The sequence below is a fragment of the Halorubrum vacuolatum genome, assembly GCF_900188065.1.
Taxonomy (GTDB): domain Archaea; phylum Halobacteriota; class Halobacteria; order Halobacteriales; family Haloferacaceae; genus Halorubrum; species Halorubrum vacuolatum.
The window spans coordinates 17,883-39,686 of sequence record NZ_FZNQ01000002.1; the positions used below are offsets into that span (position 1 = coordinate 17,883).

General features: G+C 65.3%; 23 protein-coding genes. 19 read left to right on the forward strand and 4 right to left on the reverse strand.

Going from position 1 to position 21,804, the window contains the following annotated elements; translation table 11 throughout:
* Nucleotides 1-48: 48 nt before the first annotated feature.
* From CHB65_RS02495 to phoU, 6 genes are all read left to right on the forward strand, one after another.
* Nucleotides 49-1,116 (forward strand): radical SAM protein, encoded by a 1,068-nt coding sequence (locus CHB65_RS02495; protein WP_089383488.1) that lies wholly within the window; start codon nucleotides 49-51, stop codon nucleotides 1,114-1,116.
* 227 nt (nucleotides 1,117-1,343) lie between these two features.
* Nucleotides 1,344-2,804: an extracellular solute-binding protein gene (locus CHB65_RS02500; protein WP_089383489.1), complete on the forward strand. Its 1,461-nt coding sequence runs from the start codon at nucleotides 1,344-1,346 to the stop codon at nucleotides 2,802-2,804.
* 7 nt (nucleotides 2,805-2,811) lie between these two features.
* Nucleotides 2,812-3,831: a carbohydrate ABC transporter permease gene (locus tag CHB65_RS02505; protein ID WP_089383490.1), complete on the forward strand. Its 1,020-nt coding sequence runs from the start codon at nucleotides 2,812-2,814 to the stop codon at nucleotides 3,829-3,831.
* Nucleotides 3,831-4,838: a carbohydrate ABC transporter permease gene (locus CHB65_RS02510; protein ID WP_089383491.1), complete on the forward strand. Its 1,008-nt coding sequence runs from the start codon at nucleotides 3,831-3,833 to the stop codon at nucleotides 4,836-4,838. Before CHB65_RS02505 ends, CHB65_RS02510 begins: the two co-directional genes overlap by 1 nt.
* A 3-nt stretch (nucleotides 4,839-4,841) precedes the next feature.
* The gene (locus CHB65_RS02515) at nucleotides 4,842-5,969 is read left to right on the forward strand and encodes an ABC transporter ATP-binding protein (protein ID WP_089383492.1); all 1,128 of its coding nucleotides are present in this window, start codon (nucleotides 4,842-4,844) and stop codon (nucleotides 5,967-5,969) included.
* Between the two features lie 111 nt (nucleotides 5,970-6,080).
* Nucleotides 6,081-6,755, forward strand: coding sequence for a phosphate signaling complex protein PhoU (gene phoU / locus CHB65_RS02520; RefSeq protein ID WP_089383493.1), 675 nt, complete (start codon nucleotides 6,081-6,083; stop codon nucleotides 6,753-6,755).
* Here phoU and CHB65_RS02525 read toward each other — a convergent pair whose 3' ends face one another.
* Nucleotides 6,756-7,703: an aminopeptidase gene (locus CHB65_RS02525; RefSeq protein ID WP_089383494.1), complete on the reverse strand. Its 948-nt coding sequence runs from the start codon at nucleotides 7,701-7,703 to the stop codon at nucleotides 6,756-6,758.
* Nucleotides 7,704-7,920: 217 nt separating this feature from the next.
* Between CHB65_RS02525 and CHB65_RS02530 the strand changes: the two genes are divergently transcribed.
* From CHB65_RS02530 to CHB65_RS02555, 6 genes are all read left to right on the forward strand, one after another.
* On the forward strand, nucleotides 7,921-8,988 hold the full coding sequence (locus CHB65_RS02530; RefSeq protein ID WP_089383495.1) for a type II glyceraldehyde-3-phosphate dehydrogenase: 1,068 nt from the start codon (nucleotides 7,921-7,923) through the stop codon (nucleotides 8,986-8,988).
* A 74-nt stretch (nucleotides 8,989-9,062) separates the two neighbouring features.
* Nucleotides 9,063-9,968 (forward strand): type II methionyl aminopeptidase, encoded by a 906-nt coding sequence (gene map, locus CHB65_RS02535; RefSeq protein ID WP_089383496.1) that lies wholly within the window; start codon nucleotides 9,063-9,065, stop codon nucleotides 9,966-9,968.
* Complete coding sequence (locus tag CHB65_RS02540; protein WP_089383497.1) at nucleotides 9,969-10,517, forward strand: HIT family protein; 549 nt, start codon at nucleotides 9,969-9,971, stop codon at nucleotides 10,515-10,517.
* Nucleotides 10,518-10,608: 91 nt separating this feature from the next.
* Nucleotides 10,609-11,367: a histidine kinase gene (locus CHB65_RS02545; protein WP_089383498.1), complete on the forward strand. Its 759-nt coding sequence runs from the start codon at nucleotides 10,609-10,611 to the stop codon at nucleotides 11,365-11,367.
* Between the two features lie 149 nt (nucleotides 11,368-11,516).
* The gene (locus CHB65_RS02550) at nucleotides 11,517-12,074 is read left to right on the forward strand and encodes a diadenylate cyclase (RefSeq protein WP_089383499.1); all 558 of its coding nucleotides are present in this window, start codon (nucleotides 11,517-11,519) and stop codon (nucleotides 12,072-12,074) included.
* Between the two features lie 63 nt (nucleotides 12,075-12,137).
* The gene (locus CHB65_RS02555; protein ID WP_089383500.1) at nucleotides 12,138-12,563 is read left to right on the forward strand and encodes a universal stress protein; all 426 of its coding nucleotides are present in this window, start codon (nucleotides 12,138-12,140) and stop codon (nucleotides 12,561-12,563) included.
* Between the two features lie 115 nt (nucleotides 12,564-12,678).
* Here CHB65_RS02555 and engB read toward each other — a convergent pair whose 3' ends face one another.
* Together engB and CHB65_RS02565 are read right to left on the reverse strand one after the other, a co-directional pair.
* A complete protein-coding gene (gene engB, locus CHB65_RS02560; protein WP_089383501.1) occupies nucleotides 12,679-13,299 on the reverse strand; it encodes a GTP-binding protein EngB in 621 nt (206 codons plus the stop codon).
* Nucleotides 13,300-13,343: 44 nt separating this feature from the next.
* Nucleotides 13,344-14,042, reverse strand: a complete 699-nt coding sequence (locus tag CHB65_RS02565; RefSeq protein WP_089383502.1) for a DUF4013 domain-containing protein — start codon at nucleotides 14,040-14,042, stop codon at nucleotides 13,344-13,346.
* A 74-nt stretch (nucleotides 14,043-14,116) separates the two neighbouring features.
* On the opposite strand from CHB65_RS02565, the gene CHB65_RS02570 reads away from it, so the two are divergent.
* The 5 genes from CHB65_RS02570 (at nucleotide 14,117) to CHB65_RS02585 (ending at nucleotide 18,153) form a co-directional block, all read left to right on the forward strand.
* Nucleotides 14,117-14,860 carry a 5-formyltetrahydrofolate cyclo-ligase gene (locus CHB65_RS02570; RefSeq protein ID WP_089383503.1) on the forward strand — a complete coding sequence of 248 codons (744 nt, stop codon included), beginning with the start codon at nucleotides 14,117-14,119 and terminating at the stop codon, nucleotides 14,858-14,860.
* 99 nt (nucleotides 14,861-14,959) lie between these two features.
* Nucleotides 14,960-16,141, forward strand: a complete 1,182-nt coding sequence (locus CHB65_RS02575) for an MFS transporter (protein WP_245809890.1) — start codon at nucleotides 14,960-14,962, stop codon at nucleotides 16,139-16,141.
* 3 nt (nucleotides 16,142-16,144) lie between these two features.
* The gene (locus CHB65_RS17695; protein ID WP_245809891.1) at nucleotides 16,145-16,270 is read left to right on the forward strand and encodes an LPXTG cell wall anchor domain-containing protein; all 126 of its coding nucleotides are present in this window, start codon (nucleotides 16,145-16,147) and stop codon (nucleotides 16,268-16,270) included.
* 132 nt (nucleotides 16,271-16,402) lie between these two features.
* Complete coding sequence (locus CHB65_RS02580; RefSeq protein ID WP_089383504.1) at nucleotides 16,403-17,728, forward strand: metallophosphoesterase; 1,326 nt, start codon at nucleotides 16,403-16,405, stop codon at nucleotides 17,726-17,728.
* Nucleotides 17,729-17,865: 137 nt separating this feature from the next.
* A complete protein-coding gene (locus CHB65_RS02585; RefSeq protein WP_089383505.1) occupies nucleotides 17,866-18,153 on the forward strand; it encodes a hypothetical protein in 288 nt (95 codons plus the stop codon).
* 25 nt (nucleotides 18,154-18,178) lie between these two features.
* Here CHB65_RS02585 and CHB65_RS02590 read toward each other — a convergent pair whose 3' ends face one another.
* The gene (locus tag CHB65_RS02590; protein ID WP_089383802.1) at nucleotides 18,179-19,273 is read right to left on the reverse strand and encodes an archaeosine biosynthesis radical SAM protein RaSEA; all 1,095 of its coding nucleotides are present in this window, start codon (nucleotides 19,271-19,273) and stop codon (nucleotides 18,179-18,181) included.
* A gap of 124 nt (nucleotides 19,274-19,397) precedes the next feature.
* On the opposite strand from CHB65_RS02590, the gene priS reads away from it, so the two are divergent.
* On the forward strand, nucleotides 19,398-20,561 hold the full coding sequence (gene priS, locus CHB65_RS02595; protein WP_089383506.1) for a DNA primase small subunit PriS: 1,164 nt from the start codon (nucleotides 19,398-19,400) through the stop codon (nucleotides 20,559-20,561).
* A gap of 7 nt (nucleotides 20,562-20,568) precedes the next feature.
* Nucleotides 20,569-21,711 (forward strand): DNA replication complex subunit Gins51, encoded by a 1,143-nt coding sequence (locus CHB65_RS02600; protein WP_089383507.1) that lies wholly within the window; start codon nucleotides 20,569-20,571, stop codon nucleotides 21,709-21,711.
* The last annotated feature ends 93 nt before the right edge of the window (nucleotides 21,712-21,804 follow it).

Below are 21,804 nucleotides of genomic sequence, written 5' to 3' on the forward strand. Positions count from 1 at the left end.
TTGGAAAAGGGGTGTCGTTTGTTCGGTAATCCCTCACAAGTAGCCCGTATGTTTGGTGTGATCGACGTGGACCAGTCGCCGCTCGTGTTGATCTGGGAGGTGACGCAGGCGTGTGGGTTGGCCTGCCGCCACTGTCGGGCCGCCGCGGTTCCCCGCCGACATCCCGAGGAACTTGACACCGAGGAGGCCAAGGCGCTGCTCGATGACGCCGCCGAATTCGGTGACGGACAACTCGTCGTGCTCTCCGGCGGCGATCCACTGATGCGAGAGGACCTCCCGGAACTCGTTCGCTATGGAACCGATCGGGGGCTGCGGATGGCGGTCACGCCGAGCGGGACACGATCGCTCACACGCGAGCGCATTGCCGAACTCGCCGACGCCGGGATGGCCCGCATGGCCGTCAGCCTCGACGGGGCGACCCGCGAGTCACACGACGCGTTCCGTGGCGAGGAGAGCTACGCCGACACGATCGCCGCGGCGGAGGCCGCACGGGAACACGGGATCCCCGTGCAGGTGAACACGACCGTCTGCGCCGATACGGTCGAGGAACTCCCGGCGATCCGTGAGCTGGTCGGCGAGGTCGGCGTCGTGTTGTGGAGCGTATTTTTCCTCGTTCGTGTCGGACGCGGGGGCGTGTTGACACCCATTTCACCCGTCCGTGCCGAGGGGATCATGGAGTGGCTCCACGATGTCGACGCCGAGGAGCCGTTCGGCGTGAAGACGACCGAGGCTCCATTCTATCGACGGGTCGGACTTCAGCGCGAAGACGGCGGCCGGGAGGGGAGCCGTCGACGGGCGGGGGTCAGGGCCGGCTGTGGGTTCGCGTTCGTGAGCCACACCGGCGAGGTGTATCCCTCGGGGTTCCTCCCGCTTTCGGCCGGAAACGTGCGGGAGTCGTCGATCGTGGACGTCTACCGTGAGTCGGCGCTCTTCCGCTCGCTTCGAAATCCGGACGGCTTTACTGGCAAATGTGGGGCCTGCGAGTTCAGACACGTCTGTGGCGGGAGTCGATCGCGTGCGTACGCCGAGACCGGCGACCCGGCCGGAAGCGACCCGCTCTGTCCGTACGTTCCGGAAGGATACGATGGACCGCTTCCGGCACGGATCGCGGATTGATCGGTGGGTGGATCGACCACCGGCGGATGAGCCCCCAGGTGGGGACGCCCCGTGTGTCCAAACCCTGACGTCCGATCAGCCCGACCGCAATGTTTTTTTGATATAGATAGTAAGTTCTTCATCAGCCGACCGTTCGCCCCCCCTCGAGGACTGCTAATTGACTACAACAGGAGTAGTAACACAGTCAAAAGTTATATTTAGCGGCTCTACATAACACTCGAAACGTAATGGTCGATACTGACTCAAACGGTGACCTGAGAGAGAGCAGCGTCTCCCGACGTCGCTTCATGGCGGCGACCGGTGCAACGGGCGCGGCGATGGGGATCGCTGGGTGTTTGGGCGGGGATGACGACGAGGACGGACCGACGACGATCCAACTGTCAGCCGACGCGGACTTTCAGGAGATCGAAGACGAGATCGAGGCCGCGCTGTACGACGCCGGCCTGTCGGAGGAGATCGAACTCGAGGTCCTTCCCGGCGACTTCGAGACCGACTCCCGGCGTGAGGACTATCAGGCGGCGCTCGACGCCGGCCGAGGCGACCCGGACATCTTCATGATGGACAGCGGATGGACGATCCCGTTCATCCTGCGTGAACAGGTTCTCAACCTCGAAGAGGAACTGTCCGATGACGTCCTCTCGCGGGTCGAAAACGAGTACCTGGAGGCTGCCGTCGATACAGCAACGCACCCGGAGACGGGGGAGCTCTTCGCGCTTCCGTTCTTCCCCGACTATCCGGTTATGCAGTACCGGAAGGATCTCGTCGAGGAGGCCGGCTACGATCCCGAGGGCGAAAACTGGGCGACCGAGCCGATGTCCTGGCAGGAGTGGGCCGAGATGGTCGCCGACGTGTGGGACTACCACGGCGGCGAGGACGAGTACACCTACGGGTTCACCACCCAGGCGGCCGCCTACGAGGGGCTCGCCTGCTGTACGTTCAACGAGACGATGTCCTCGTTCGGCGGCGCGTTCTTCGGCGGCCGCGAGAACCTCTTCGACCGCAGCGATCGGCCGGTGACGGTGACCGAGGAGCCGGTCATCGAGACGATCCGGATGATGCGCGCGTTCATGTACGGCGACGAGGACGAGGAGGCCCACCCGGACTTCCCGCAGATCACGAACGACGACCTCGTGCAGTACACCGAGGAGGACGCCCGTGAGCCGTTCACGAACGGCAACGCCATCTTCCACCGTAACTGGCCCTACTCGGTCGTCATCAACGGCGAGGAGGACGCGTTCGGCGAGGACCTGGGCACGATGCCGCTTCCGTACGGTGTCTCACCGGGGGACTCCCAGTACGACGGCCTCGGCGGCACCCAGCACGCGCTCGGTGGCTGGCATCTCGCAGTCAACCCGAACTCCAACAACGTTCAGGCCGCTCTCGAGGTCCTCGAGGCGTTCGTCGACGACGACGTCATGCTCACGATCTTCGAACTGAACGGCAACCTGCCGCCGGTTCCGGAGGTCGTCGAAGCGGCCGATCCAGGCGAACTCGGCCCGATCGGCCGCTACCTCGACACGCTTGCCGTGGCAGGGGAACACACGATTCCGCGTCCAGTCACCGACGTCTGGCCACAACAAGCCGCACAGGTCTATCAGGAGGTCCACGACGCCTATACGCAGACGAAGACACCTGAGGAGGCGATGGAAGACCTGCAAGAACAGCTCGAAACGAGCGATCAGGACTGACGGAGAGATGGCCACAGATAGCTCGAAAGACGGCCCAACCGCCTTGCGGCGTCTGATATACGGACCCGTCAACCGGATGGAGACGCTCAGCGAGGCCGCATACGCGTACATCCTGTTGATCCCGGCGTTCATTCTGCTGGCGATCGTGGCGTTTTATCCGCTCATCGATACCTTCCGGATGTCGCTGCTGTCGGACGAGACCGCGGGTCCCGACCCCTTCGGCGAATTCGTCGGGATTCAGAACTACATCGACGTGCTCACCGGAAACACCCGCCTGACGCGTGAGTTCGTCGACGTCGGTCTCACGGGATCGTTCCCGTTCCTCGAACTCGGAACACCGTTCCTTCGACAGGCATTGTTCGTCACGCTCGCGTTCGCGATCTTGAGCGTCATCTTCGAGACCCTTATCGGGTTCGGACAGGCACTGGTCCTGGACAAGGAGTTCCGTGGCCGCCGCTGGGTGCGCGTCGCGATCATCCTCCCGTGGGCGATCCCGGTCGCGATCCAGGGGATGTTGTTCTTCCTGATCTTCCAGCCGACGGTCGGATTCGCCTCCGATCTGATGCAGTGGTTGGGGATCTTCGGATCGTCGCCGCTCGCGAGCAGTCGAGATGGGTTCATTATCGTTCTCGTCGCCGACATCTGGAAGACGGCGGCGTTCATGGCCCTGCTCATTCTCGCCGGGCTCCAGAGCGTCGATCGAAGCCTCTACGATGTCGCACGGGTGTCGGGAGCGTCCCCGTGGCAACGGTTCAAGCTGATCACGCTGCCCATCGTGATGCCGGCGCTGATCGTCGCGATGCTGTTCCGCACCCTGGACGCGATGCGCGTCTACGGGGTGATCGACTCGACGGTCGGCTGTTCGACCGTTCCGTCGCTCACCTGTCTCGTCGTCGACGGTCTCTTCGGGGGAACGCGAATATACGCGACGGCGGCGACGGTGGCGTTCATGACGGCCGTCATCATCGGGCTGGTGGTGATCGTCTATCTGTGGGGCTTCCGTGAAACCGAAGGAGGGTTCGCCTAATGAGCGAAGAGAGCGCAGCTGAGAGACTGAAGGAGTATTCGCCGGGTGAGGAGCCCGAACTGGACCGTGGTCCACTGGAGCAGTGGGCGGCGAAGATGATCTCGAACCCCGAGCGCGCGTACAAGGCGATGTTCTACACCGCGACGGTGTTTTTCCTCGTCACGACGCTGTTCCCGTTCTACTGGCTGCTCATGGTGGCGCTAACCCGCCAAGGAAATCTACAGAACATCGTCTTCGTGCCGGGCAGTTTCGATCCCGCGCTGCTCGCGGAGGGGGACATCACCATGGGGATCAATTTCCTGGCGTTCGTTGAGGTGTTCACGACGGTGCCGTTCCATCGGTACATCTTCAACAGCTTCGTCATCGCCTCGGTGACGACGGTGATCGTCATCGTCGTCGCGAGCCTCGCGGGCTACGTCTTCGGCCGGTTACGGTTCAAGTTCAAGGGACCCCTGCTGCTGTTGGTGCTCATCGTCTCGTTCTTCCCACCGGCGGCGTTCTTCATCCCGCTGAACCAACTGTTCAACACGAACGTGGATATCCTGCGACCCGTCCTCACGGACGGATCGCTATATAACACGCCGTACGCGATGCTCATCCCGTTCTCGGCGCTGTTCATGCCGCTTTCGATCTTCATCCTCACGACCTTCTATTCACAGATCCCGGACGGGCTTGAGGATGCGGCCCGCGTCGAGGGAACGACCCGCGTCGGCGCGCTGTTCCGCGTCATCGCGCCGCTGTCGGCACCCGGCGTCGCAACCGCCGGGGTGTTGACCTTCATCGCCGTCTACAACGAGTACTTCTTCTCCTCGTTGATGACGGACGGCCGCGAGCACAACTGGGCGCCGCTGGTCGAGGGAATCTTGCGCTACCAGGGGCAACACGAGGTACTGTTCAACCTGATGGCGGCCGCGAGCATCGCCGGGGTCATCCCCGTCGCGCTGCTCGTCGTCGTCGCACAGGAGAAGATCGTAAGCGGACTCACATCGGGGGCACTCAAGGAGTAATCCATGGCGGACGTACAACTACAACACATCACGAAGGAGTATGGTGACGTAACGGCAGTCGATGATATGAACCTCGAGATACGGGACGGCGAGTTCGTCACGTTCGTCGGTCCGTCGGGGTGTGGGAAATCGACCACGATGGAGACGATCGCGGGCCTCACGCTTCCCACGGACGGGAAGGTGACGATCGGCGACCGCGACGTCACGAACCTTCCACCGAAGGATCGGGGCATCTCGATGGTCTTTCAGAACATCGCGCTGTTCCCGCACATGGACGTCTATGACAACATCTCCTTCGGGCTTCGGCTGCGGAAGTACGAGGAGGAGGAGATAGACCGCCGCGTCGAGAACGCCGCGGAGGTCGTCCAGCTGGAGGGGATGATGGACCGGATGCCGGACGAGATGTCGGGCGGACAGCGCCAGCGCGTCGCGATCGCCCGCGCGATCGTTCGGAATCCGGATGTCTTCTTAATGGACGAGCCGTTGGCGAACCTCGACGCGAAGCTCCGCGTCCACATGCGAACGGAGCTCCAGCGGCTCCACAAGGAGCTTGATACGACGATCATCTACGTCACTCACGACCAGGCCGAGGCGATGACGATGTCCGATCGGATCGCCGTCATCAATGCCGGACAGCTCCAGCAGATCGACCCGCCGCTGGTCTGTTATAACAAGCCGGCGAACATCTTCGTCGCCGGTTTTATCGGATCGCCGTCGATGAACTTCCTCGAGGGCGAGGTGACCGACTCCGGATTCAGCTCCGAACACGTCGAGATCGAATTCGACGTCGACAACCATGCCGCACGCGTCGGTGACAAGGTCACGCTCGGGGTGCGTCCGGAGGACGTCTACATCGCCGATTCCTCATCCGCGGTCGAGGACCGCTCAGCGCGGTTCGAAGCGCACTCGGACGTCATCGAGCCGATGGGGAACGAGATCTTCGTCTACCTCAAACTCGGCGAACCCGGTCGGGTTCGCATGGACGACCAGGCGGCCGACGATCAGGTGCTCATGAGCGTCGATCCGGACGTGCCCGTCGAGGAGGATCAGGAGATGGACGTCGTCTTCGACCGGTCCCGGCTCCATCTCTTCGATACCGCATCGGGCGAGGCGATCAGCCACGGCTTCTGACCCGATTCGACGGCTGCGCCCCCTCGTCGGTCGCCGCGGCCGCCGCAAACCCGCGTTTTCCCCGAAGTGCGACGTGTTTTAGTGTCTTCACCGTCCCTGACAAGCCAAGAGATGCCACGCGAACAGTATCAGACGAAACTCGAGAACCTCCGTGAGGACGTCCTGTACATGTCGGAGGTCGTCGCCGAGGCGCTCAGGAACGGGCTCGATGCACTGGAGCGGCGCGACGCCGACCTCGGCGAGGAGGTGATCGTCGGCGACGCCGAGATCAACGACCTCTACCTCGACCTCGAGGGACAGTGTACCGACCTCATCGCGCTTCAACAGCCCGTCGCCGGCGACCTTCGGTTCATCGCGGCCTCGTTTAAGATCATCACCGACCTCGAACGTATTGCCGACCTCGCGACGCACCTCGGTCGATACGCGCGTGCGGGCAACCGGGAGGTCTATCCGGACGTCGACGTCCAGCGGATCGGGGAGATGACCCTCGAGATGTTGGAGGGTGCGATGGCGGCCTACGAGCAATCGGACGTGGACGGCTGTTATGCGGTCGCCGAGATGGACGACGATCTCGACGCGTTGTGTGAGACCGCGAGCGACGTGGTCGTCCGCGACCTCATCACGCGTGATGAGTTGGACGCCGATGAGGACATCGAGACGATGATGGAAAACGTCTCCCGGTTGCTGCTCACGATCCGCGACCTCGAACGTGTCGGCGATCACGCCGTGAACATCGCGGCACGGTCGCTGTATATGATCGAAAACGACGACGAGTTGCTATATTAACTACGCCGGAAGCGTCACCGCCTCGCCGTCGGCATACACCGTCGGATCGGTGAGGATCCCGTCGAGGTGAAGGGGCGCTTCGGTCTCGCCACCGATACCGGCGTTGTCCCCGATGGCGATGTGGACGGTTCCGGCGGCCTTCTCATCGAGGAGGACGGACCCGACAAGCTCTTCGACGCCGACGTTCGTTCCGATGCCGAGCTCCGCGAGGTTGTAGGCGTCGTCCCCGACGGCTTCCGCACCCGCTTCGACCTGTGCGCGGATCGCTTCGTCCGATATGTGGGTCACGAAGCCGTCTTCGACCTCGAACCGGAGCGTCTCGCCCGCTTCCAGCCGGCCGTGCGGGCGCATCGTCCCGTCGACGACGTACGTTCCGGTGGCCGTCTCGGGTGCGACGAACACCTCGCCGGCCGGGAGGTTCGAGAAGGAGCCCGGCTCGTGGACGATCCCGGTATCCGAGAGCCACTCGCGGTCGCCGATCCCGAAGGTGATGTCCGTGCCCGCGGGCGCGGTGACGCGGATCTCCTCGGCGTCCGCGACCTGCTTCAACACCGCGGCGCTGTGCTCGGCGATCGCCTCATAATCGGCATCGAGTCCCGCGATGAACACCTCCTCCGTGATACCCGGCAACGTCGATCCACGCGCGCCGGCATCGCAGGCGGCCCCCCGGGCACGTGTGTGGCTGAGGCTCTTCGTCGTCGGCGCGAGGAACACGTCCCCGGCGGCCATCGCGGCCGCGACCGGGGCCGGCGGCTCCGCGCCGTGCTGTTCGCCCGGGGGATATCGGAGCAGACTCACGTCGTCGGTCGTCCGCCGCGCCGCCTCGTACAGCGCCTCGCCGATCCGTTGCCGCTTGTCGTCCGTGATCACGGTGACGGTCTCATCGGACCCGACCGCCAGACACTGTTCGATCGCCGTTCGGGCCGCGGTGGCGAGCTGGTCGCTCATAGTCCACGGTGGGGGATCCAACGCGTTAGCCCTTGTCATCCCGGCGACCTACCCGGCGGGCTCGGTGTAACCCCCTTGTAGGAGTAAAATACCCTATTACGTATTTGAGTTACAGGCGACGATCCGTCGAATTAACCGAGCCGTTACTCAGCGCGTAGTTAATTTATTACACCATTTCTCGAAAGAATTATACCCGGTGCCGGAGGATGACCCGACAATGATACGCGTTGGTGTGAACGGATACGGGACGATCGGAAAGCGCGTCGCCGACGCCGTCGACGTGCAGCCGGACATGGAGCTCATCGGCGTGACGAAGACCCGGCCGAACTTCGAGGCGGACGCCGCCCGCCGACGGGGATACGACCTCTATGCGGCGATCGGCGACCGCCTTCCGGCCTTCGAGGAGGCCGGGATCGAGGTGGCGGGGACGCTCGCGGACCTGCTCGATGCCGTGGACGTCATCGTCGACTGCTGCCCCTCGGGAGTCGGCGAGCGAAACCGCGAGATCTACCGTGCACACGACGTCAAAGCCATTTATCAGGGTGGCGAGGACGCGACGGTCGCCGAGGCGTCGTTCAACGCCCGCGCACGCTTCGAGGCCGCCCGCGGTGCCGATCACGTCCGCGTCGTCTCCTGTAACACGACCGGGCTCTCGCGGGTCATCGCTCCCCTCGATGAGACCTACGGCGTCGAAAAGGTCCGTGCGACCCTCGTTCGACGCGGCGGCGACCCGGCCGAGACCGGGCGGGGCCCGATAAACGACGTGTTGCCCGACCCGGTGACGGTCCCGTCCCACCACGGTCCAGACGTCAACACGATCCTTCCCGACGTCGACATCGACACCCTCGGGCTCACCGTGCCCGCGACACAGATGCACACCCACAGTCTCAACGTCACCCTGTCGTGCGAGCCGGACACGGCGTCGGTTCGCGAGCTCCTCCGTGAGGAGGATCGGCTCTTCCTCATCCCCGAGACGGCCGCCATCGACGGTGCGGGGAAGCTCAAGGAGTTCGCGCGCGACGTCGGCCGATCGCGCGGGGACCTCTGGGAGAACTGCATTTGGGAGGAGTCGATAAACGTCGTCGGGCGCGATCTCTACCTGTTCCAGAACATCCATCAGGAGGCCGACGTGGTTCCCGAGAACATCGATGCGATCCGCGCGATGTGTACCGACGAGTCGCCCGCCGACTCGATAGCCACGACGAACCGGACGCTCGGCGTCGGCCTCGAGTCGATGGCCTCCCGATCCGACGGTGGCCGGGAGCCGCTCGTCGCCGACGACTGATCGACGAGACCCCCTCCGGTTGCCATCTCCAGGCATCCCGCAACCTCTTTGCGCCCCCTTATCGAAGTGTCCCCATGAGCGAGAGTGCCTTCGAGGACGGCGCAGTCGAGAGCTACCGCGAGGCGGGTGCGGTGTTGGTCGAGACGATGAACGAGGCCCGCGAGATGGTCGAACCCGGACGGACCCACCTCGAGGTCGTCGAGTGGGCGGAGGACTTCATTCGTGAGTCCGACGCGGGGATCGCCTTTCCGGTCAACATCAGCGTGAACGAGGAGGCCTCCCACGCGACGCCCGCCCGCGAGGACGAGACCACCTTCGGCGAGGGGATGGTCTGTCTCGACATCGGGGTCCACATCGACGGCTACATCGCCGACGCGGCGGTCACCGTCGATCACACCGGAACGGTCGAACTCGTTGAGGCGGCCGAGATGGCGCTCGAAGCCGCGATCGACGAGGCCGGCCCGGGCGTCGAGGTCGGCGTCGTGGGGCAGGCGATCGAGGACGTGATCCGCGGGTACGGCTACACGCCAGTATTGAACCTCTCGGGGCACGGCGTCCAGCGATATGACGCACACACCGCCCCGAACGTCCCGAACCGTGGGGTCGACCGCTCCGTCGAGTTGGAGCCCGGACAGGCCGTCGCCATCGAGCCGTTCGCCACCGACGGCCGCGGGAAGGTTGGCGAGGGGACCGTAGAGGAGATCTACGAGCTCGAACGCGAGCGGAGCGTTCGCGACCGCCGCGCACGCCAGGCGCTCGAGGAGATCGCCGAGTTCGACGGCCTCCCCTTTGCGGCGCGGTGGCTCGACGGCGACGGCGCCGACATGGCGTTGCGCCGGCTGAAACAGTCGAACGTGATCACGAGCTATCCCGTTTTAAAGGAGGCCGAGGGGTCACTCGTGAGCCAGGCGGAACACACGCTGTTGATCACCGAGGACGGCGTCGAGGTGACGACCGCCGGCATTCACTCGTTCGACTGAATGGACCGGATCTACGCGCCATGGCGGATCCACTGGGTCGAACGCGAGGAGGACCCGATAGACGGCTGTCCGTTCTGTGTCCTTCCCGAGCGGGACGATGACCGGGAGGCACGGATCGTCGCGCGCAGCGACCACAACTACGCCCTGCTCAACAACGCGCCGTACAACCCGGGACACGTCATGATCATTCCGAACCGCCATATCGAGGACTGGACCGACCTCGACGACGAGGTGATGGTGGATCACGGCCGGCTCAAGGCGGCGACCATCGAGGCGACCCGTCGCGACCTCGACCCGGAAGGGTTCAACACGGGGCTCAACCTCGGCAGTGACGCCGCCGGCGGTTCGCTCGATCACCTCCACACGCACGTCGTTCCACGCTGGCGCGGGGACACGAACTTCATGCCCGTCGTGGGGGAAACGAAGGTGATCGTCGAGGGGCTCGAACGGACCTACGACCACCTCCACGCCGCCTTCGCCGCCGGCGATCACGTCGTGGATAAAGGCGATCTCGAATCCGGCGACGCGGTGCGGCTCTCGTTTCACTAGCCGTCGGCGGAAGCCATGTCGTGTAGCGACGGGGTACCCCACCCGCCGTACGTGAAGGTTTAAGTTACGAACCGGCGTCATTTATGTTCGAATGGACGGTCTCGACGCGGTCTTCGAGGACGCGGAGATTGCCGACCTGTCGCTCGCCGTGGTGAATCGAACGTCTCCGGAGCCGCTCCAGCGCATCCTCGAGAAGCTGTTCGACCACCAGCAGGTCGACGTGATGGAGGTCGATCGGGACGAGGAGACGGAGGATATGGTCTACCTCCTCGACGGCGAGGAGGTGATCGCGAAGTCCCCGCTGTCGGCGGTCGCGGACGCGATCCTCACCGTCAACTCCGACCTATATATCACGGGGACACACACGCTCGAGGAGGTCGATCCCCCGGAGGTGATCGCCGGCCTCACCGACGTGCCCTTTCACCTCCGGGGCTATCCCGAATCGCACAAGGAGAAGCTTCTCCTCATCGTTATCTCCCGCTACATCGAACGGCTGTCGTTTATACACGGCGGCGGAAAACACCGGGCCTCGTTTCAGCGTCTCTCGCGGATCGAGGACGAACGCGGCACGCGGGCCGTCTACGAGATGCTCGCCGACACGGACATCGACGTCCACGTTTATGGGATGCCAGACTGGACGCCTCCGCCGGAGTTCGATCTCACGATGCACGGCGGCTGGGAGGGTGAGTTCCGGCATTCGTGGTTCGTCGTCCACGTCCCCGAAGACGAGTCGCTCCCGCATGCCGCCCTCGTCGCGCTCGAAACCCGCCCGCGCATGTGGAAGGGCCTCTGGACGTATCGAACGGAGAAGGTACGGGAGATCAACCGCTACATCGAAGCGCAGCTGTGACCCGACCGGGGCTCGAGGATGGACGCGACGGCCGTCCCGACGGTCACATATATCGCGAGCGACGTGATCCATCATATGACCGATCAGGGGAACGTGATCCATCATATGACCGATCAGGGGAGACAGTCGTGCGTGCGTGGGGAGTATCGATGAGCGGGCTCTCGATCGATTACCGGAATCACGACGGCGTCACGGAGATCGTCGACCGGTTGGCGTACGCCGCGGAACACGTCAGCATCGCGTTCGACGGCTGGGAGGAGCCGCACGTAAAGGGGCCGGGGCTGTACTTCGCGGTCGTCGCCGATCGCGAATACGGGGCGTATGCGGATCCGATGGGCGAGAACCGCTGGCCGCGTGGCGAGTGTGCGAGCGTCTTCTCGGAGGACGCCTTCGTCGATGCCGCCGAACGCGTGGGCCTCGCACGCGACGGCGGTGTGGTCGTCGCCGTCGACGGCGAGGTGCAAGCACAGATGGTTCGGTTCCGCGATCTCGGTGCGCACGCCGACGAGGCCGACCTGATGAACGGCGTCGAGTACGAGCCGTGGATGGGATCACGGCACATGAGCGCCATCGAGACCTCCGTCCGTCCGGAGGTCGTCGCCACCGTCACCCTGAGCGAGGAGAGCGGCCGCGTCAGCGTCTTCCGTGACGGCGAGGCACACACGTATACCCGTACGGAGCTCGGCGGTCGCTGGCGTGGCGAGTGATCTCCAACGTTGAACGCCGAGTGATCCCCATTCTTAAAGATCCCCGCACGCGAATGCCGCCACATGTACGACGACGTACTCGTCCCGACCGACGGCAGCGAGGCGGTTGAGCAGGCGCTCGAACACGCGATCCGATTGGCGACCGATCATGACGCGCGGATACATGCCCTCTACGTCGTCGATCAACGGATCGTGACGGCGAACTCAGGTGACCTCCACGACGAAGTCGTCGCCGATCTCGAGACCCAAGGTGATGCGGCCGTGACGGCCGTGGTCGAGCGGGCCGAGGCGGCCGGGCTGGAAGCCGAACGTGTCGTCCGTCGCGGGACGCCCGATACGGAGATCGTCGCATACGCCGATGAGGCCGGGATCGACGTCATCGTGATGAGTCCGGAAGGAAAATCACCCCGCGAACGGCTTCGCTCGCTCGGGAGCGTCTCGGACCGTGTCGCCGACGACGCCTCGGTTCCGGTCTTTTTGATCAAGTGAGCCGGCCCGCGAACCGGACGATCTTTTAAAACGAACGTCAGGAACTTCAGGAGACGAACTGCGGAAGCGTCAGGAGACGAACAGCAGGACCGTCAGGAGACGAACAGCAGGAACGTCAGGAGACGAACTTCAACAGGTCATCGCGCTTGTGCTCGTGGAACCGGTCGCGCAGACACGCACGCAGCGGATCGATCTCGCCGCGTTTCGCACAGATCGGCGCGATCGTCCCCGACCACTGTTGCCACGGCGGATACAGCCCGAGCCGGTCGGCGATCGCATCGAGACGGCCGTCGAGGTCGTCGATCTTGTCGGTCTTGTTGACGGCGACGATCGGGTCGATGCCGACGTCGACGAGGAACTCGAACATCTCGACGTCGTGGGGGATCTCCCCCCGCTCAGTATGCCGATCGATGATGTCGACCGCGCTCTTGCCGTCGAGCACGAGAACGCCGGCGACGATTGCGTCGGCGTGTTCCTCGACGTACCGCACGATGTCGGTCTTGATCGCCTCCCGCTGGTCCGTTTCCACCCCGGACATGAAGCCGAAGCCGGGGAGGTCCGTGAACATGAACGACTCACTCGCCCAGTCGAAGTGATTCGGCTGTCTGGTCACCCCGGGTTTCTTCCCCGTCGAGAAGTCGTGACCCGTGAGCTCGCGCATCAGCGTCGACTTCCCGACGTTCGAGCGTCCCACGAGGACGACCTCCACGTCACGGTCCGGCCGGTCTTCGAACATGGCCGATGCAACGCGACTCGGCGGTTTAAAAGCGCGGGAACGGGTCAGGACACCGTCTCCGGCGTGGGCGTCGTGGACGACCCATCCACTGGCCCGTCGTCCTGCGCGGCGAAGGCACGGCCGAACATCCGGAAGATGGCGACCTGTCCGTAAAACTGCACGAACGGGATGAGCACGAGCCCGATCACGGTGATCGCGAGGACGCCCGTCACCGCCCACAGGATGAGGCTCACGACGAGCGGCATCAACACGGCGATGAGATACTCCACGCTCAAAAGCGTCGGAGCCAACCGCGACGGAGCGAAGGCCGCGCCGATCCGGTTGTCGACCGCGTACGCCGTAAGTGCGGCCGGCACGGCATAATAAATGAGAAGCACTACGGGGATGAACGCGAGCGCGGCGAGGAGCCCGAGGCCGCCGATGAACACGCCGGCATCCCCACCGACGGCGCCGCCCGCACCGAGCACGACGACGACGAGGAGCGAATAGCCGACGAGCGGAACGATCGCGTATGCGATCCCGATGAGCGTCGCGATGACGCCACGGACGAGCAGCGTGCCCCAATCGGTGAACGCCGGCGGAATGTCCTCGCCGTGCACCGTCGATTCAAGCACGGCGACCAGGTATCCGAGCAACAGGAACGCCGGGATCACGAGCCACGAGAAAAAGCCCAGCGCGCCGCCGATGAGCACCCGCCCGAGCCAGTCATCACGAACCGGGTATGAGAGACCGTCCTCAAGCATACATCTACTGACACAAATGCGCTATATAAAGCCTGTGTCGTCGGCTTTAGGTGGCGGTTTCCCGTCACACCCGTATGGACAAACAGGCGGTTCGTGAGCTGATCTGGGACGCCTTGGAGGAGCGTGGGGAGGCCCGCTTTCCGTTTCCACCCCATGGCCGGATCCCGAACTTCGCGGGCGCGAAGGCGGCCCGCGACCGGCTCGTCGAAACGAGGCCATGGCGGGCCGCCGAGACGTTGAAGTGCAATCCGGACGCCCCACAGCTCCCCGTACGGCGTGCGGCGCTGCGGGCCGGCAAGGTCGTCTATATGGCCCAGCCGCGGCTTCGTGACCCCGATCCGTTCCTCGAACTCGATCCGGCCGTCGTGACGGACATCGACGAGGCGACGACCGTCTCCGGCGTCTCGAAACACGGCGTGCCGGTCGCCCCCGAAGATGTCCCCCAGATCGATCTCGTCGTGGCCGGGTCCGTCGCGGTGACGACTGACGGCGTCCGTCTCGGCAAGGGTGAGGGCTACAGCGACCTCGAGTGGGCCGTCCTCCGTGAACTCGATGCCGTCGACGACGACACGGTGTTGGCAACGACGGTTCACGAGTTACAGGTCCTCGACGGCCCAGCCTCCCCGTTTCCGGCGGATGAAACCCAACCGAACCCGGACCCACACGACGTCCCGATCGACATCGTCGCACCGCCGGATGGGCTCCGGCACACGGAGACGCCGTACCCGCGTCCGGTGGGCGTCGACTGGGACCTGCTTGAGGAGAAGCGACTCGGTGAGATCCCGGTGTTGGCGGCGCGTGCACCACCGACGGAGTGAGCTCCCGGTTGAAGCCGGGGAACCCGAGGTGAGGACAGGTACGTCCGCTTCCTCGGTGTTTCACCGCCCATTAAGTCCCCCGGCGTCTGCGGTGTCACCATGTCGGATCGTTGGTTGTACGCGTGGGGGCTCGGGTCGGTCGCGTTCGGTGGCGCGTCGCTCATCATCCCGCTGTACGTCGTCGCGCTCGGCGGGACGGCGACGACGCTCGGGGTCCTCGCCGGCGTGGCGGCGCTCGTCGGCGTCCCGGGTGCGCTCGTCTTCGGCCGGATCGCCGACCAAACGGGCCGCCGACGGGTGCTCGTGCTCGCGGCGCTCGCGAGTGCGGCGGCGGCGCTCGCGGTGGTCCCGTTCACCGAACGCATCGCCGTCGTGATCCTCGCCAACGGGATCGTCTGGTTCGCGTTCGCCGCGGCGACGCCGGTGGTGACGCTGCTCGCGGTCGTGGGCGCACCCGAGCACGCATGGAGCGAGCGTATCGGCGAACTGAACAAGTACCAGGGGGTCGGCTGGGCGGTGGGGCTGCTGCTCGGGGCGATCTGGACCGCCGTCGCGATCCGGACGATCGGGACGAGCGCGCTCGAGGGCTTCCTGCTCGTACTCGCGGTCATGGCGGCTGCGTCGCTCCTCGCGGGCCTTCGGCTGCTTCCGCCGGATCCCGATCCCGACACGGCGGAGGGATCCGTGTCAGCCCGACGGCTCGGGCGGGCGCTTCGTCGGGCCGACCGGTTCAGCGTTCGGACGGCGACGTTCCCGTTCACGCCCGCACGGATGGACGTTAGACGGCTCCGCCCGCGGCGGATCGCCAATCGGTTCACCCCGGAATTGGCGATCTACTTCCTCGCGGTGACGAGCTTTTTCACCGGCTTTTCGGCCTTCTTCGCGCCGTTGCCCGCGTATCTCACCGACATCGGGATCGGCTCGGACGGCGTGTTCGTTCTCTATCTCGTCAGCAGCGTCGCCGCTGCGGTCTTCTTCGAGCGCGCCGGGCGGTTGAGCGCGAAACACGATACGGTCACCCTGCAGGCGGCCGGGCTCACCGTTCGAGCGCTCGCGCTCCCCGGCGTGGCCGTCGTCGGGGCGCTCTTCGGGATGTCGACGGGCGGGTTCGCGGGCCTCGCCGTCGTCTTCGCCGTGATCGGACTCACGTGGGCGGTCATCGCGGTGACGGCCGGGACGCTCGTTACACGGCTGGCTCCACCGGCGATCCGTGGGGAGGCCCTCGGGGTGTATGCGGCGCTCAGTGCGCTGGCGGGCGGCATCGGAAGCGTCCTCGGCTGATGGGTGGCGGCGACGAGCTACGGGATCGGCTTCGGCGTCGCGGGCCTCCTCGTCCTCCTCGGCGCGGCAATCCTCCTCCTGCTCCGACGGCGAACGGACCGACGGGACGTCGCCTCGACGGCTCTCTGAGCGCGATCGACGCTTCGGACGACGGCTCCCGATCGGTCGACGGCGGCGCCCGAGATCCGACAACGGCACCCGAATGGTGGCCGGCCTTCGATTGGATAACGGTTTTACCGCTTGCGTCGAAACGTCGGGTCCATGGACGAGGAGGGTCGGGAGTACTACGTCATCAGCGACCTGCATATCGGTGGGGACGAACAGTTGGAGGAGGTCGAGTTCCTCGATGAACTTCTCGAGTTTTTGGACCGATTCGAAGGGACCGACGACGACGTGGAGATCGTCATCAACGGGGACGCCTTCGGCCTCTGGGAGTTCACGACCGTCGAGGGCACGGAGAAACTCGACGTCTTGGAGGAGACGTACCCGGAGCTGTTCGAGACGTTCCGTCGCGTCGGCGAGGACGTGCAGATCACGTTGCTGCCGGGCAACCACGACCACGAACTCGCCGCCTATGAGGAGTACGTCGATCGACTGGCGGCGTACAACATCGATCTCGTCCAGGAGCCGTCGATCACCCGGCCGATCGGTGATCGGGAGATCCACTTCGAACACGGCCATCAACACGACCCGAACAACCGCATCGATGACTGGGGGAGCCCGCATGCGACACCGCTCGGCTACTTTTATAACACACTCGTGACCAGCCGGGCGGGTCGGCTCTCGGACCGCGGTCGGTACAACTGGTTGAAGGACGTCCAGGCGGTGACGCCGACCGAACGGATGCCGATCTGGCTCGTCTCGAAGTACTTCTACCGGGAGATGAATCCCGTCTTGCGGTACGCGCTCGTCCCGTTCCTGTTGTTTTTCAACATCAGCATCCTGCTCGCGCTGCTCGCGGCGGCCGACATCGCCGGGATCTGGTCGATGCCGGTCGAGCGAACGACAGCGTTCCTCGGACAGTTCGGAACCGCGGGCACCGCCGTCTGGTTCCTGCTCGCGATCAACGTCGTCGTCACAGGGGTCATCCTGCTCGTCGCGATCCCGCTGTATTTCATCAGACGCGACGTCCGGAAGACGATCGAGCGCTTCGGCGTCCTCGAAACGTCGCTGACCGTCGACGCCGAAGGCCCGTACCAGCCGGCCGCCCGGGAGGTCTTCGAGGAGAACCCCGACGCCGTGATCTACTGTTACGGGCACACCCACCGACCGCTCGTCCGTGACATCGAGGGTGGCGTGATGGTGAACACCGGCACGTGGCTGAAACGGCTCCACCGTCGTGATGGGGCCATCGGCATATTGCCGCCGGTGTTTTATCCGTCCTATCAACTCGCGGCGGTACGGATCGCCGAGACGGCCGATGGGATCGTCGTCGAATACGAGGCTGAACGGAAGCCCAGCCCGGCGACCGAGGAGCTGACCCGCACGGAGCGGTTTTTCACCGTCGGTCGCGAGCCCGAGCCCGACCTCCCCGAGCGTGTGGTGATCGACCCGGAGACCGGCGAGGCGACGTCGCCGTCGGCGTAGTCAACGAAGAAGTTCTCGACACCCCGTCGCTGTCGACGGCCCGTCGCTTTTGACAACCCGTCGCTGTCGACGGCCCGTCGCTTTTGACAACCCGTCGCTGTCGACGGATATAGGGCCGTCCGCGACGTAGTCACGTCATGACCCGGACCGTGACGTACCGATGCAGCGAGTGTCTCGAGGGCGCGGTGACCCGCTCATTCGACACCGCACACCTCATGGCGCGATGTCCGGCGTGTGGCTCCTTCACCCGGTTGATAAACGGCGCCGTCATCGAGCAGTACGAGGCCTACGAGGCGGAGCCGCCGGAAGCGTTCGAGTGGAACCGCCTTGACAGGCTTGAAAAGCTACTTGTCGCCGAGCGGATCACCCGAACGGATCGGACGCTCGCGGATTTCAGCATCGAGGAGCGCGGTAGCTCCGAATAAGCCCGCCCGCCGTCGCCATCCCCGATCACCGAACGAGCGGCATGTTGTAGCTCGTCTCCTCGGCCATCACGAACTCCCACGTCGCCTCGCATGCACACGAGACCTGCTCGAAGACAGACGGGTCCTGCCGGAGGTCGAAGTCCTTGATCGCCGTCTGCACCCGGTCGTCACACTCGCCGCAGTTGTGTGCGCCCCGTTCGGAGCCGTGCCCGACGGGGTCGGAGACGACGATGGCGTCGACGTGGGCCGTCTCCTCGAGGACGTGTGCGACCGACCAGAGCCACGGCGGCCGGTAGCCGCCCTCGAAGAAGAGCTCGTCGACCATCGTGTACCGCTGGACGTTACATGGGTTCATCGAGACGGTGTGACAGCCGTCGACGGCCGCACAGCGTTCGATGGAGTCGATCATGTCGGCTGCGGCCTCCGGCTCCGAGAGGAAGGGGGGTTTCATCAGGAGATACGCCTTCACCCCAACGTCGGCGTCGTGTTCGTCGTCGGCGACGGCGGCCTCCGCGCAGGCGTCCTCGAAGTCGGCGAAATCGAAGTACTTGTTCACACAGTCGCGGCGGACGCGGTCGGTCGCGGTCTCCAACCCGACCGCGACGTCCGTCGCGAGCCCGTGGGCAGCGAAGTCCGCGAGCTTCCCGCGGTCGACGAAGTCGGGCAACGATTCGACGACGATCCGGTCGCGGTCCGCGAACGTCTCGGCGATCGACTTGCGGGTCTCCGCGGGCACCTCGCGCTCGTCGAGGAAGGAGCCGGAGGTGTAGATCTTGATCAGCTCGGCGGGCCCGTCGGCGTGCTCGCGCTCGTGGTCGAGACACACCTCGATCTGTTGACGGAGCGCCTCGTGGCTGACGCTGCCACCTTCGACGGATTCGGCGACGTAGCCGCACATCGTACAGCCGCCGGCGCGGGCCCAGCGACAGCCGCCGGTGTTCAAGATGATCGTGAGCGAGTTCACGACGCCGTCGGGCGTGTTGTCCTCGTCGATCCAGACGCGGGTGGGCTGGGTCGGGTCGTACGTCTCGGTCCGTTCCGCGCGGATGTCACGCATCACCGCGTTGTGTGCGTCCATCCCGCGCCCCTGCTCGTAGGCGTCGGGGCTCGGCTTGCTCATTGTCGGAAGGAGTCGTTCCGCGGCTAAAGCGGTGTCGTCAGCGACGCCCTCATCCCGACGTTCGTTCCGATCCGATCCGGCGAGCGACACGCCTTTATCGGCACCGCCGGTACCCGTAGAGACGATGGACGACCGGACGCGTTCATATCTCGCGGGCCGCTTCGGGGACTACTACCGGAGCGTCTCGCTGTCCCCGCCACCCGATGCCCATCTCCGCGAGTGGGGACACATCCCGTGGACGCCGGGGTCGGGAACGACGATGGTCCGACACAACTCGGCGTACGATCTGGGCGACTTCGACACGTTCTTCGCCGAGGAGGCACCTCGCCATGCCTACTTCTCGGCCGCGCGCTACGACGACCCCGGCGCATCCACGATGTCGAAGAAGGGCTGGCAGTCGGCCGACCTCGTCTTCGACCTCGACGCCGATCACCTCCCGGGCGTCGACCCCGAGACGACCTCGTATGCGGGGATGCTTGCGGCGTGTAAGGAGGCACTCGATCGGCTGCTCGCGTTCCTGGAGGACGACTTCGCCTTCGAGGACCTCACGATCGTCTTCTCGGGCGGCCGGGGCTATCACGTCCACGTCCGCGACGAATCGATACGGAAACTCGACGGGGAAGCGCGTCGGGAGATCGTCGATTACGTGCGGGCGATCGACCTCGACACCGAGAACCTGATCCACACCGTGACCGAGCGGGGGACGACGAAGCGCGTCCTCCGCACGAACGGCGGCTGGGGCGCACGCGTGCATGAGGCACTCGTCGCGTACGCAGACGAGTTGCGCGAGATGGACGAGGCGGCGGCGCGCGAACGCCTGATGGAACTCGACGGGATCGGCGAGGGGCGCGCGAAGACGATCCTCGGCGCGTTCGAGCGCAACCCACGGGCGGTCCGCGAGGGCAACGTCGAGGCGGGTGGCCCAGGTGTTCGCCGGCTCGTCTCGGCGCTGGCCGCACAGGTGCGCGCGACCCAGACCGCGCCGATCGACGAGCCGGTCACGACGGACATCAGGCGGCTCATCCGGCTTCCCGGAACGCTTCACGGCGGATCGGGGCTCGTCGTGACCCGGATCCCGCGCGAGGAGTTCGACGACTTCGACCCGCTCGTGGACGCGATCCCCGAGCGGTTCGTCGGCCGCGAGATCGCGATCGAGACCGATACCGAGCGGACGGTAGAACTAAGCGGACGGCGCGTGTCAGTACCGTCCGGTAGAAGCAGCGTCCCCGAGTTCGTGGGCATCTTCCTGATGACCCGCGGCGAGGCGCGAAAGGCCCCTGAACGATGACCGCGACATGAACCTCGACGAACTCCGATCGGTGCAGGCGAAGGAGCGACGCAAGGACAGCCTCCAGCACCTGCGCGATGCGTTCTATGACGACGTCGCGGCATACCTTGCGGACCTCCGGGCCGCGCGCGACCGACGTGCGAGCGAGGTGGACAACCCCTTCTCGGATGACGACGTGCGCCGGCTGTCCGATGAGGTCGGGACGGCCGAGGAGGTCGCGGAGGCGCTGTATGAACGGCGTGTCGGCAAGGTGGTCAAGCTCGCGTCCTTCGCGGCCGCCGACATGCCCGTCGAGACGGAGGGAATGACGAGCCAGGAGCGGGAGCTGTTCGACGACCTCGTCGAGCACATCGTCGCGAACAAATCGACCGTCCTCGACGCGCTCTCGGGTGTGACGACCCCGGAACAACCGGGGAGGGGGACGCCTGGCGAAAGCGAAACCGACCCGACGGCGGAAGCGACGGACGCGCAGGCCCCCGATCCCGCATTCGAACCGGATGGGGCGCTCGCGGAGGCGATGGGCGCGTCGACCGACACGCACGACGTCGCCCCCGAACAGTCCGCCGAATCACCCGCCGAGCCAACCGTCGAGCCATCCGTTGAGGAGCCAGCCCGTCCGACGGACTCCCCGATCACCGAGCCCGACCCCGACGCTGTCGCTGATCCTGACTCGAACGCTATCGCTGATCGGGATCCGAACGCTATCGCTGATCCTGACCCGAACGCTGTCGCTGATCGGGATCCGAACGCTGTCGGCGATCCCGGACCGGACCATGCCGCCGGCGAACAGGCTGATGTGTCCACGCGACGTGGGGACGGTCCGGTGCCGGTCGATCCGGAGCCGGCTCCGCCGGGTGCGGTGGAGACCGATCCGACCGCCGAAACGCCACCCGTGTCGACGGACGATGACGGGTCGAACGCATCGGCGGCCACTCCCCGGGACAGTGGTGAAAAGGACGGGCCGACCCCATCCGTGTCCACGGCAACGGCCGACCAGGATCGGACGACCGTTCGGATCACCGCGGACGTGGGGGAGATACTCGGCACCGACGAGCGGGAGTATCACCTCACGAGCGAGGACGTGGTGAGCCTGCCGGCGGCGAACGCCGAACCGCTCGTCAAGCGGGACGCGGCGGAGCGGATCGACTGAAACGATACCGAGGTGCCCGATCGCCGTGGAAGCGGCACGGCCGATAAGCAACCGTTCCGAACGAAGGGGAGTCGGCGCTCAGCGCGCGGTCAT